11 protein-coding genes are annotated in these 12,419 nt (G+C 64.7%); 2 read left to right on the top strand and 9 right to left on the bottom strand.

Annotated features, from left to right (window positions below; all coding sequences use genetic code 11):
* Positions 1-12: 12 nt before the first annotated feature.
* The 8 genes from LDZ23_RS20055 to LDZ23_RS20090 all read right to left on the bottom strand — a co-directional run bounded on the left by LDZ23_RS20055 (position 13) and on the right by LDZ23_RS20090 (position 8,473).
* A complete protein-coding gene (locus LDZ23_RS20055; protein ID WP_008354423.1) occupies positions 13-666 on the bottom strand; it encodes a GntR family transcriptional regulator in 654 nt (217 codons plus the stop codon).
* A gap of 198 nt (positions 667-864) precedes the next feature.
* On the bottom strand, positions 865-1,881 hold the full coding sequence (locus LDZ23_RS20060) for a glycosyltransferase family 2 protein (RefSeq protein ID WP_008354422.1): 1,017 nt from the start codon (positions 1,879-1,881) through the stop codon (positions 865-867).
* A 101-nt stretch (positions 1,882-1,982) separates the two neighbouring features.
* Positions 1,983-3,902 carry a hybrid sensor histidine kinase/response regulator gene (locus LDZ23_RS20065; protein WP_008354421.1) on the bottom strand — a complete coding sequence of 640 codons (1,920 nt, stop codon included), beginning with the start codon at positions 3,900-3,902 and terminating at the stop codon, positions 1,983-1,985.
* Entirely contained in the window at positions 3,899-5,623 is a 1,725-nt protein-coding gene (locus LDZ23_RS20070; protein ID WP_008354420.1) for an ATP-binding response regulator, read from the bottom strand. Before LDZ23_RS20070 ends, LDZ23_RS20065 begins: the two co-directional genes overlap by 4 nt.
* Positions 5,620-6,687 carry an ATP-binding SpoIIE family protein phosphatase gene (locus LDZ23_RS20075; protein WP_008354419.1) on the bottom strand — a complete coding sequence of 356 codons (1,068 nt, stop codon included), beginning with the start codon at positions 6,685-6,687 and terminating at the stop codon, positions 5,620-5,622. The genes LDZ23_RS20070 and LDZ23_RS20075 overlap by 4 nt, the downstream gene beginning before the upstream one ends.
* Entirely contained in the window at positions 6,672-7,112 is a 441-nt protein-coding gene (locus LDZ23_RS20080; RefSeq protein ID WP_008354418.1) for an anti-sigma regulatory factor, read from the bottom strand. Before LDZ23_RS20080 ends, LDZ23_RS20075 begins: the two co-directional genes overlap by 16 nt.
* 21 nt (positions 7,113-7,133) lie before the next feature.
* Entirely contained in the window at positions 7,134-7,493 is a 360-nt protein-coding gene (locus LDZ23_RS20085; protein ID WP_008354417.1) for an STAS domain-containing protein, read from the bottom strand.
* A gap of 62 nt (positions 7,494-7,555) precedes the next feature.
* Complete coding sequence (locus LDZ23_RS20090; protein WP_008354416.1) at positions 7,556-8,473, bottom strand: STAS domain-containing protein; 918 nt, start codon at positions 8,471-8,473, stop codon at positions 7,556-7,558.
* Between the two features lie 383 nt (positions 8,474-8,856).
* Between LDZ23_RS20090 and LDZ23_RS20095 the strand changes: the two genes are divergently transcribed.
* Together LDZ23_RS20095 and LDZ23_RS20100 are read left to right on the top strand one after the other, a co-directional pair.
* Entirely contained in the window at positions 8,857-10,227 is a 1,371-nt protein-coding gene (locus tag LDZ23_RS20095) for a nucleobase:cation symporter-2 family protein (RefSeq protein ID WP_008354415.1), read from the top strand.
* A 538-nt stretch (positions 10,228-10,765) separates the two neighbouring features.
* The gene (locus LDZ23_RS20100) at positions 10,766-11,590 is read left to right on the top strand and encodes an alpha/beta hydrolase (RefSeq protein WP_008354414.1); all 825 of its coding nucleotides are present in this window, start codon (positions 10,766-10,768) and stop codon (positions 11,588-11,590) included.
* Here the strand turns inward: LDZ23_RS20100 and LDZ23_RS20105 are convergent.
* A complete protein-coding gene (locus LDZ23_RS20105; protein WP_033536902.1) occupies positions 11,587-12,399 on the bottom strand; it encodes an exodeoxyribonuclease III in 813 nt (270 codons plus the stop codon). The genes LDZ23_RS20100 and LDZ23_RS20105 overlap by 4 nt on opposite strands.
* Positions 12,400-12,419 lie beyond the last annotated feature (20 nt).

Here is a 12,419-nt window from a genome sequence, read left to right on the forward strand (position 1 = left end):
TTGTTATGCGTGTCAGGCGCTTGCCTTGTTGCTCAGTTCGCCGCTTTGCAAACGCTCTTGCAGATCGGCGGCCGCATCGCCGATGTCTTCCTCGATGCCGGCGCGCGCGCCTTCGCCATCGCCGCGCCAGAGCGCTTCGACGATATGACGATGCGCCGCCATCGAACGGCGCATATGCGGAATGTCGGGCGCGACGAGATTCAGGAACGGGCCGATGCGCATCCAGAGGTTCTGGATGGTCGCGAGCGTGAGATCGCTCGCGCCGTGCGTGTAAATGGCGATATGAAATTCGAAGTTGCTGCGCAGATACGCGGGCACGTCGCCCGCTTCGACGTGTGCGTCCATCGTGTCGAAGATGGCCTGCAGCGCGTCGAGATGCGCGCGTGTCATGCGCGACGCCGCGCGTTTGGCGACCGCGCCTTCCAGTGCGATGCGAACGTCCCGCAACTCATCGAGGAGTTCGAGCGTCATCGGCGGAACCATCAGCGCGCGGCCGGGACCGTCGATCAATGCGCCTTCCGCCTGCAAGCGCGTGAGCGCGGCGCGCACGGGCATGGTCGACGAGCCGACCGCTTCCGCGACGCTGCGCAAGCTGAGCAACTGCCCAGGCGCGAAGCGGCCCGTCATGATCGCCTGCCTCAATTGCGCATGAACGCGACCGGCCATGGTTTCGCGTGCAACTAATTCGAGCGCGGGTAAGTCCGTCGTCGAGCGTGTCGCCAACTTTTGCCTCCGTTCTTTCGTTCGGCTGCTGCGATGCTTTCGATTGGTGTGACCTGTGATCACACCTGCATGGCTAAAGTGTCGGACGCGCGAGCACGCGAGTCAACCTTGAATTGCTAGGTGAAAACGCGGAGCGACGCCTCAGACCGCCTCGTGCGAAAGACGGGCCGCATCGAGCGCGACGCCGATGGCCGGAGCGGCCAACACGCGGATTGCCTGAAAATGGGACGCATCGAATGCGCCTCGAAAGAAGTCGACCACCGCGACCAAGCGCCTGACGATGAGATCATGAAGCACGGACACGTCTTGCCCGAAGTCCTTCGCGTCGGCAGCAATGAGTCTGTCGACCGCGCGCACGACGGCGAGCAATTCGTCGGTGCCGACTTCCAGGCCGAACCACATGCCAACGATGAGATCGATGTCGCGCGGACCGAGGCTCGGGTACCAGAGCGCCAAAAGACGTTTGCGGAGGCCTTTCATCGCCGGGCCCGCCAGATCTTCCCGGCTTCTGGTGAAACTGGTTCGGTGCGACCTGACCTCGACGAGGACTTCATCGACATTGCCGATCTCGCCGCCGGCCACCATGATCGCGACGAGATAGTTCAGGTCTTCGGCGCTCGCCATCTGCATGTCGAACCGGATGCGATGCTCGCGGACGAACGAACGGCGCACCATGAGCATTGCGCCGCCGATGGTGTTGAAGCCTTCGAAAAGCCGGGCCTTCAGAGCGCCGTCGCCGAGCGTGCAAAGCCCATAAGTGTCGTTCGCAATACCATCGCCGAACAAGCGCGCATGGCCGCCGCAAGCGGCAAGGCGCGCGCACTCGCGGAAAGCGGCGACTTGCGCGGCGAGCCTCGTCGGCAGCGCCCGGTCGTCCGAGTCGATGCGCGCGATGAACTCGCCGCGCGCCGCGTCGAAACCCGCATTCGAAGCGGCGCTGATGCCCTCGTTCCGGCCGAAGCGTATGAGGCGCACGCGGCTGTCGTCGCCCGCTGCCTGCTGCGCGACGGCGAACGTCTGATCGATCGAGCCATCGTCCACGACGATGAGCTCCCAGTCTTCGAGCGTTTGAGCGCGAATCGAAGCGATTGCTTCGCCGATGAAGGCCTGCGCGTTGAACGCGGGCATGACGACGGTGACGAGCGGTGAGGATGTCATGGGAACCGGAATCCGTTCTGATTTGTTCCCGGCGGAGTGTGCCGCAATCGGCGCGCGATTACGCCATTTCCATCGGCAATTCAGATTTTTCGGCTCCGCCCTCAGGCGAACTTTCCCGACACCGCCCTTTGAATCTCCGCGAACGCCACCGGCTTCACGAGATGATGATCGAAGCCCGCTTCCTTCGAGCGCTGACGATCATGCGCCTGCCCGTATCCCGTCACGGCGATCAGCAAGGCATCGGCGGTTGCGGGACGCGCGCGCATCTCGGCCGCGAGCCGGTATCCGTCCATGCCCGGCAAGCCGATATCGAGCAGCACGATCTGCGGCATGAAGGTGTCGGAGACCGCGAGCGCTTCGGTTGCATCGTGCGCCGTGCGAACGTCGAAGCCGTCGGCTTCGAGCAGCAGCGCCATCGCGGTGGCCGCGTCGACGCTGTCATCGACGAGCAGCACGCGCTTGCCCGCGTTGACGGTCGCGGGCGTTGCCGGCGCGCCTTGCGTGGCCACTTGCGCATCCTTCGCGAGCGGCAGCCACACGACGAACTCGCTGCCCGCCTGCGCCCCCGCCGAGAATGCTTCGATGCGTCCGCCCTGCAACTCGACGAGCGTCTTCGCCAGCGGCAAGCCGATGCCGAGCCCGCCCTCCGATCGTTCGAGCGATGTCTCCGATTGCACGAACAGATCGAAGATGTGCGGCAGCATGTCGGACGCGATGCCGATGCCCTTGTCGCGCACGACGATACGCACCTCATCGCCGAACTGTTCCGTTTCGATGGCGATCTCGCCTTCCTCGACGCTGTACTTCGACGCATTCGACAGCAGATTGCCGAACACCTGCGCGAGCCGCACGCTGTCGCCGACGATGTAGAGCGGCGCATCCGGCAGCTTCACCGTCAACGCGTGCCGCTTTCGTTCGAGCGCGGGCTGCACGGTCTCGATGGCCGCCGCGAGCGCCGCCGCGAGATCGACCGTTTCCTGGCGCAGCGTGATCTTGCCCTGCGTGATGCGCGCAACGTCGAGCAGATCGTCGACGAGCCGGCTCAAATGCCGCACCTGTCTGTCGATGATCGCGCGCACCGTCGCGAAGTGCTGCACGGACGGCTCGCGATCCGGATCGAGCAGATCGACCGCATTGCGGATCGGCGCGAGCGGATTGCGCAATTCATGCGCGAGCATCGCGAGAAACTCGTCCTTGCGGCGGTCCGCTTCGCGCAACAGCAGTTCGGCGGCCTTGCGCTCGGAGATATCGTTGACGATGCCCGCGATGCGATACGGCCGCGCCGGATGACCCGCCGCGCCGTGAACCGGAAACGCGCGCTCCGCGACCCAGCGCGGCCCGCCGCTCGCGCGCACGATGCGATATTCGACCTGATACGGCGTGCCGTTCGCGAGCAGTTGCCGATACGCCTCGGCGACATGATCGCGATCGAGGGGAAGAATGTCGCCGGACCAGTGATCGGGGCCAGGCAGGGGCGCGGGCGCGCCGCCGCCGGTATCGAAGAGATGCGCGTAAGCGGGGCTCACATAGAGCAGTTCGTTGGATGCCGGATCGAGCATCCAGAACACGTCGTCGATATTCCCGGCAAGCTGGCGAAAGCGCTCCTCGCTCTCGCGCAGCGCATTTTCCGCGAGCCGCACGCGCAGCAACGCGCGCACATGCGCGATCAGTTCCGCGGGTTCGACAGGCTCGGTCAAATAGCTATCCGCGCCGCCTTCGAGACCGCGAATGCGATCGAGGCTATGCACGGCCGCCGCCGATGTCTGCAGCACGAGCGTGCCCGACGTCTCCGGCGATGCCTTGATCTGCCTGCACACTTCGAGCCCGTTGATGTCGGGCAGCTTCACGTCGAGCAGCACGAGATCGGGCGCTTCGGCGCGCACCCGTTCGAGCGCGGCCGTGCCCGTCGGCGCTTCGATCACGTTGAAGCCCGCGCGCGACAGGATGCGCGTTTTCGCATAGCGCGCGCCGTCGTTGTCGTCGACGTTGAGGATCAGCACCTCGTTCCAGTCGCTTCTCATGATGCTCGTCCCTCGCCCGTCACCGCATCCAGCACGCCCGGCAGCTCGCCACCGCCCGCCGGCTTTTCAACGAACGCGGTCGCGCCCAGCGCCCGCGCTTCATTGCGATCCTCGTCCTCGCCGAGCACGACGATCGGAATGCTGCGCGTCGCGGCCTGCGCGCGCAACGCGGCGAGCCAGATCCACGCTTCCGACGGCGCGGGCCGCACGGCGAGCAGCAACGCGGCGGGCTGCGTGCGCGCGAGCAGGCGGCTCGCTTCGTCGAGCGTCGCGGCGCTCATCGGGCGATACGGCGAAGCGCGCAGCGCGGCCTCGCAGTCGAGCCGCTCGATCGGATTGCTCGCGACGATCAGCACGGCGGGCCGCGTATCGCTCGCGGCGTGATGCGCGGCGTCGACGTCCGCGCCGTAATGCGCGGGAATCGTCGCGCTGAAAGTCGAGCCGCGCCCGGGTTCGCTCGCGAGCGACACATCGCCGCCGAGCAGCTTGCACAGCTTGCGGCACAGCGGCAGGCCGAGGCCCGTACCCTTCACGTATTGCTGAAGGCGGTTTTCAACTTGCCCGAACTCTTCGAAGACGACCTGCTGATGCTCCGGCGCGATGCCGATGCCCGTATCGCTGACGGAAAACGTGATGAGCCGGCGCGCGTCGTCATAGCTCGCCGCGACGCGCACTTCGCCGCGCTCGGTGAACTTGAGCGCATTCGATACGAAGTTGCGCAGCACCTGCGCGACCTTGGCTTCATCGGTATGAATGGGCGGCAGGCCTTCGCACGATTCGAACACGAGTTCCACCGCGCCGCCCGGCGACAGCGGCCGCAACATGCCGCGCAGCGCCGAAAACAGGGTATCGACTTCGAATTCGGCGGGACGCACTTCGATCTTGCCCGCTTCGATCTTCGCGAGATCGAGCAGATCGTCGACCGTTTCCGACAAATCCTCCGCTGCCTTGCGGATGAAGCGCACCTGCTTTTCCTGCTCTTCCGTCAGATCGCCGTCGATACGTTCGAGCAAGAGTTTCGAGAGCGCGCGGATCGACGACAGCGGCGTGCGGAACTCGTGGCTCATGTTCGACAGAAAGCGCGATTTCGATTCGTCCGCGCGGCGCAGATGATCGGCGCGCGCATCCAGCTCCGCATAAAGCGCGACGACGCCGCGATTGGTGTCCTCGAGTTCGCGCGTAAGACGCGTGAGCTCCTCCTGACGTTCGCGCAGATCCGCGAGCGCGGCGATCAGCTCGCGATTCTGGCGCTGCAATTCCGCGGCCGTGTCTTCGCTCGGCTGACGCTCGAGTGCGTTCTTCACCGCCTGCGCATCGCACGGCACGCCATCGGGTAAAGCCTTCGCGAGCGAGATCGAGGTGTCGCCATCGGCTTCGTCGGCGATCGCGCATTGATCCATCAGACGTTGCGCCGCGAGCAGGCCCAGCGCGGCTTGCGAGTCGTCGTGGCGCATGGCGCGCAGACGCTGGCCCGCACCGCCGCCCGCCAGAAAACGCACGACGAAGCGCGGCGGGCGCGCGGCGTTATCGACGAGAAATTCCGCGCGCGCCGCCTGCCCCGCGATCAGCACGGTGCGCGCGGCTTCGAGCACGGACGTGGAAATGCGCGTCTGATCCTGCGGCGAGAAGCCGAGCGCCGCGCTCGCATCGCGCGCCTTCACGCGGACCGCGACGATGTCGCGCTCGTGATCGATCCGCATCGAGTAGAGCGGTTGCGTCATCCTGCGCTCCCGGCCGCGCGGGCCACGAACACGGTGATGTCGTCGCGGCCGCGCGCGAAGTCGCGATACAGCACCGCCGCGACGAGCGCCGGGTGCCGCATCGCGAGGCCCGGATAGCGCGCGAGATCCCAGCGCGACGTGAGCCCGTCCGAATGCAGCACGACGAGCGCGTTCGGCGGATACGGCACGTCGAAGATCTGCGCGCGCCGCGCCGCATGCCCGACGATGCCGCTGTGCGAGACGAGATGCTTGTGCGTGCCTTCGGTCCACACGCTCGCCGAAATATTGCCGATGCCCGCGAAGCTCACCGCCATGCCCGGCATCGACGCGAACGCCGGCATGCGCGCGATGCCGACCGCCGCGCCGCGCGTCGGGCGCAGCGCCTCGTTGGCGGCCTCCATGATGCGATCGAGCGCCTGGTCGCCGTTCGCGGCGAGCGCTTTGGCCGCCTCGATCGCCGCGACATTGGCGAGCGGTCCGTGACCGAGGCCATCGGCGACGAGCACGGTGAATTCGCCGTCATGCGCGTAGACGGACCATGCATCGCCGGATACGGTTTCGGTTTGCAGCGGCAGGTTCACGACGCCGTATGTCAGTTGCGGCGCACGCGTGTTCGCCGCGCCCGGCGCGTTCCAGAACACGGCGCGCAACACCGTGCCGCGTTGCGGCGCGCTCCAGATGTCGAGTTCGTCGGAAAGACGCTCGATCGCGCCCATGCCGTTGCCGGGACTGCCCGCCGTCGTGTAGCCGTCCTCGAAACAGCGATGCAGATCGTAAATGCCCGGCCCGTTGTCGATGCACAGCACTTCGATGCCGTAGCGCAAAGTCGCGCCGGCGCCCCTGTCGACGAGCGGACGCACGAGCAGTTCGCCGCGCTGTGCATGCTTCAGCAGATTCGTGCCGCATTCGGTGACGACGATCGCGAGCTCGCCCGCGGCCGTCTCGTTGAAACCGAGCCCGCGCGCGAGTTCGCCGATAGAACGCCGCGCATAGGCGATCTGGCTCGCCTCGGCGATCTCGTAGCGCTGCTGCGCGGCCATCGATTCCTTCAGAACGGTTTCCATTTCGTGATCGAGACGTGCGTGCCTTCGCCCGGCGCGGAGCGGATGTCGAATTCGTCGCACAGACGTTTGGCGCCGCCAAGCCCGAGCCCGAGGCCGCTGCCCGACGTGAATCCGTCGGAGAGCGCGCGCGGAATATCCGGAATGCCCGGACCATTGTCGACGAATTCGAGCTTGAGGCCACGGCGGCCGTTACGCTCGACGAGATAGCAATGCACGTCGCCGCCGCCGCCGTAGATGAGCGTGTTGCGTGCCAGCTCGCTCGCCGCCGTCACGAACTTCGTCTGGTCGATGAGAGACAGGCCCTGCGAGACCGCCTTCTCGCGCACGAACTGGCGCAGCCGCACGATCTGCTCGTCGTTGCGGATCGGCAGCGTGTCGGGCGGCGACGAGGACGTCGGCGCGGCTGTGGAATTGAAGATCGTCATGGAGTCGTGTGCATGCGGCCGTCAGGCCGTGCCGCCCTTCGAAAGGAGCGCCATGCCCTTCTCCACGTTCAGCGCCGTGCGTACGCCCGAAAGCGTGAGGCCGAGTTCGACGAGCGTGATCGCGACCGAAGGCTGCATGCCGACGACGACCGTCTCGGCATCGAGCACGCGCGCCATGGCGGCCGTGTTGCCGATCATGCGTCCGATGAACGAATCGACCACGTCGAGCGAGGAAATGTCGATCAGGACGCCGCGCGCGCCGTCTTTCACGATGCGGCTCGTCAGATCGTCCTGCAGCGCGAGCGCGAGCCGGTCGTGCATGTCGACCTGAATGGTGACGAGCAGGAGCCTGCCCATCGTGAGAATCGGAATGCGTTCCATCGCTTGAAACCCCGTTCAGTCGCGTTGCGTTCGATGCGTGCTTCGAATGGCGAAAGGCTGCGTCATTCCGCTTGCAGCGAATCGAAGCCGTCGCTTGCGCGGCTGCCGCGCGAGGCGTCCTGCGCGGATCCGGCCGTCACCGACTTGCCCGTGCGCTGCAGCGCGACGACGAACGCCGACGCGAGCGTCGCCTTGGTCGTGACGTTCGTGAGATTCACGCCGAGATGAACGATGGTCTGCGCGATCTGCGGACGAATACCGCTGATGATGCAGTCCGCGCCCATCAGACGCGCCGCCGCGACCGTCTTCAGCAAGTGCTGCGCGACGAGCGTATCGACGGTCGGCACGCCGGTGATGTCGATGATCGAAATGGCCGCGCCCGTCTCGACGATCTTCTGCAGCAGGTTTTCCATCACGACTTGCGTGCGCGCCGAATCGAGCGTGCCGATGAGAGGCAGCGCGAGAATGCCGTCCCACAACTGCACGACGGGCGTCGACAGTTCGAGCAGTTCCTGCTGCTGGCGCACGATGACCTGCTCGCGGCTCGCCTGGAACACTTCGGTCGTGAAGAGCCCGAGCTCGTCGAAGAGCGTGCTGATCGTCCAGGTGAGATCGGCGAGCGCGGGGGCATCGTTGACGAGCGTGTCGCGCAAACGCGCGAAGAGCGGCTGCTTGAGCGAGAACACGAACATCGCGGTCTCGACGGGCGTGAAGCCCTGACGCGCACGCTGCGCCGACATTTCCGCGAGAAACGCGCGCACTTCCTGCCATGCGGACGATTTGAAATCGACGCGTTCGGAGGCGCCGAGCGCCGTCACGAGAAGCGACGTGAACTGGCTGAACTGATTGCGCAGTTCCGCCTCGCCGACGAGGCCGCGCCGCGCCGCGATGGCGTGCTGCTGCGCGAACCATTCCGCGAGCAATTGCTCCTGGTTGCTGGTGAACAGTTGGGCAAGCCGCGTTCCGCCGACCATTTCCATGCCGAGATCCCCGTGCGAATGATGTTATTGGGCGCCAAGCCCTGGAAGCTGGATTGTTGCATCGCCGCGAAAGCTATCGAAATAAAGCAACGCGAAGCGCTCGGAATGTAGCACGCCATCCCAAAAATCGACAGTGCGACAAGCCTTGCGGCACAAGCGATTCGAGGATTTCTTCCGTTTGTCGCGATGTGCGCTGCGCCGAATCGGCAAATGCTGCCGTGTGCGCGCGATCGCATGGACAATATCGGTCAAATATCCTGAACAAAGTCAAGCGCGCGTCCGATGCCATGTATAGCGGCCCGAATATTTTTTCGGCCGTCGCGCGGTGCAATACTCGGGCGACCCACTCAACGTCATAGACATTCGAGCTTGCCGGAGCGCACATGGCCCAAACGATTCATCCCGTCGACGAAGTGCTGCCCATCGGTCAGATGCTCGCGGTCGGCATTCAGCACGTACTCGTGATGTACGCGGGCGCGATCGCGGTGCCGCTCATCATCGGCGCAGCGCTCAAGCTGCCGAAGGAGCAGGTCGCGTTTCTGATCAGCTCGGACCTCTTCGCGTGCGGAGTCGTCACGCTGGTGCAGTGCATCGGCGTATGGAAATTCGGCATCCGCCTGCCGGTCATCATGGGCGTGAGCTTCGCGCCGGTCGGGCCGATGGTCGCGATGGCATCATCCGGTGCGGGCCTGCCGGCGATCTTCGGCGCGACCATCGCGGCGGGCGTGTTCGCGGTCCTGATCGCGCCGTTCTTCGGACGGCTGATGCGCTTCTTTCCGCCGATCGTCACGGGCACGATCATTCTGACGATCGGCATGACGCTCTTTCCCGTCGCGATCAACTGGGCGGGCGGCGGACGCGGCGCACCGAATTTCGGCGAGCCGCGCAATCTGATGATCGCGGGCATCGTGCTGCTCGCGATTCTGCTCATCAACAAGTATCTGAAGGGCTTCGTCGCGAATATTTCGGTGTTGCTCGGCATGGCGATCGGCTTCGTGATCGCGTTGCCGCTCGGCTTCGTCGATTTCGCGGGCGTCGGTCAAGCCGCGTGGTTCGCGCCGGTGCGGCCGTTCGCGTTCGGTATGCCGGTCTTCGATGTCGCGGCGATCGCCTCGCTGTGTCTCGTGATGGTCGTCATCATGGTGGAATCGCTCGGTATGTTCCTCGCGCTCGGCGATCTCGCGATGCGCCCCGTTTCGCGCATCGATGCGACGCGCGGACTGCGCACCGATGGTCTCGGCACGGTGATCGGCGGCATCTTCAATACGTTTCCGCATTCGTCGTTTTCGCAGAACATCGGGCTCGTGGGCATTACGGGCGTCAAAAGCCGCTGGGTGGTCGCGGTGTCGGGCGTGATCCTGATCCTGCTCGGGCTGCTGCCGAAGCTCTCGAATCTGATTGCTTCGATACCGGTGGTCGTGCTCGGCGGCGCGGGCATCGCGATGTTCGGCATGGTCGCGGCGACCGGCGTGAAGATCCTGAGCAAGGTCGATTTCGATAGCAAGAACAACTTGCTCATCATCGCGATCAGTCTCGGCGTGGGCGTGATTCCGCTTGCCGCGCCGGCGTTCTTCGCGCACATGCCGGCGTGGGCGGGACCGCTGACGCATAGCGGAATCACGCTCGCCGCGGTGTTCGCGATTCTGCTCAACGCGCTGTTCAATCGCGAGCGGGAAGCGGAGGACGTGGAGAAGGAGATCGCTGCGGAGATGCCTTTGAGCTTGCGGCAGGGGGATGTGGATGTGCGGGAGTGAGCGAGTTGCCGGAGATCCGGCCGCTGGCGCCACGCAAGCGGCTTGCAATCGCTCGCGCGCAACCGCGCCTTACCTAACCGCAAGGGCTTTGGGCCGGGATGAATTCGACCAGAACCTGGAAGCGCTCCGAATCGGGGACATTTGGAACGGTAGGCCAAATCTCATAGTCGACCTCGATACGCCTCTCTTCGACGCCGAGCGCACGAAGATAGCTAACGACGGATTCAACGCGCTTTTTTGTGACCGCCGTTCCGTCTCGTCGCCCTTTTCAAAATAGCCATAGAGAACAACAATGTCAGTCCGCGCGACGCTGTTGTTAGCGTCGACGAGCGTGCGCGCCAGATCAACTCGATGGCGATTTGACACCGACAAGTTGTCCGCGTCGAATTTGATCGATTGGATCCCGCGGAATTCATCTGGGTCATTTTTCTGTCGGTAACGATTCACCGCCCGTACATGAAATGCAGGCGCAAGCGCACGCATCCACACGCCGCAACTCCACTACCATACGAGGAACGCCAACCCGCCGCCGACACCGATGCGCGAAGTCCTCTGGATCGCCCTGCTCGCCATAGCGCTGGTCTACACGATCGCGCTCGCGGGCCTGTATTGGCTGCAAGGAAGGCTCGTCTATCCGCTCGAACAGATCGAAGCCTTCAAGAACGCCGATGTGGAAGCGCGCACCGAAGCAGTCGTCATCAGAACCGATGACGGCCTCGACCTGACCATGCGCTACAAAGCGCCGCCCGACGACGACGCGCCCACGGTCATCCTCTTTCACGGCAATGGCGAAGACCTTTTCCAGCGCGGTCATGTTGCATTGGAGATGATCGAAGCGGGCTATGGCGTGCTGGTCGCCGAATATCGCGGCTACGGCGGCAATCCCGGCAGGCCGCACGAAGCCGGCCTTTACGCCGATGCGCGCGCCGCCTACGCCTACGCCGCGGCGCGTTCACGCAACATCGTGCTGCACGGTTATTCGCTCGGCTCGGGTGTCGCCGTGCAGCTTGCAAGCGTCGCGAAGATCCATGCGCTGATGCTCGAAGCGCCGTTCACGAGCATCGTCGATGTCGCCGCGAAACGCTTCCGGCTCTTTCCCGTGCGGCTGCTCGCACGCGATCGCTACGAAAGCCTCGCGAAAATCGCATCGATCGATGCGCCGCTCTTGATCTACGGCGGCACGAAAGACGGCGTGATTCCGCCCGAACACTTCCAGCGTCTCTTCGATGCAGCACGCGGCGACAAGCGTCTCGCGCTCATCGAAGACGCCGATCATCTCGACGTTTGGACGATGGGCGGCCGCGAACACGCGATGCAATTCCTCGCGTCGCTGCAACCGACGCGCGACACGCTGCAAGCCTAAGCCGATTTCTTGCGCGTGCGCCCGAGCTTGAGCGTGACCCACGCCGGCGCATGATCGCTCGCATGCGGCTCGCCGCGCACCCATTTGTCGACGCCCGCCGCCTCCAGCTTCTTCGCGAGATCCTTGCTAAGAAGGATGTGATCGATGCGCAAGCCGGAATTCGTCTGCCAATGATTGCGGAAGTAATCCCAGAACGTATAGATGCGCTCATCGGGAAACTTCTGCTTCAGCGCATCGGTCCAGCCTTGCGCGAGCAAATCCGCGTAGGCCGCGCGGCTCTCCGGCTGCAACAGCGCGTCCTTCAGCCACGAGCGCGTGTTGTAGATGTCGTCATCGGTCGGCACGACGTTGTAATCGCCCGCGAGCACGACGGGATGTCCGCTATCGAGCAACATCTTCGCATGCGCGTTGAAGCGCGCGAACCATTCGAGCTTGTAATCGAACTTCGGGCCGGGCTGCGGATTGCCGTTCGGAAGATAAAGACAGCCGATCAGCAAGCCGCCCACGGCCGCCTCGATATAACGGCTATGCGTATCGTCTTCGTAACCCGGCAGCCCGCGCCGGCTCAGCACCGGCTCCGCGTCTTTCGCGAGAATCGCCACGCCGTTCCACGATTGCTGCCCATGCCATAGCGCGCCGTAGCCCGCGTTCGCGATCGCGTCGGCGGGAAACTGCGCGTCGGTCGCTTTCAGTTCCTGCAGGCAGACGATATCGGGCGATTCGCGTTCGAGCCATGTCAGCAAGGCGTCGAGCCGCGGACGGATGCCGTTGATGTTGAAGGTCGCGATTTTCACTCGGCGTCTCTCCATCGGTGGATCGGGATCGATGC

The sequence above is a fragment of the Caballeronia zhejiangensis genome, assembly GCF_022879815.1.
GTDB classification, from domain to species: Bacteria; Pseudomonadota; Gammaproteobacteria; order Burkholderiales; family Burkholderiaceae; genus Caballeronia; species Caballeronia zhejiangensis.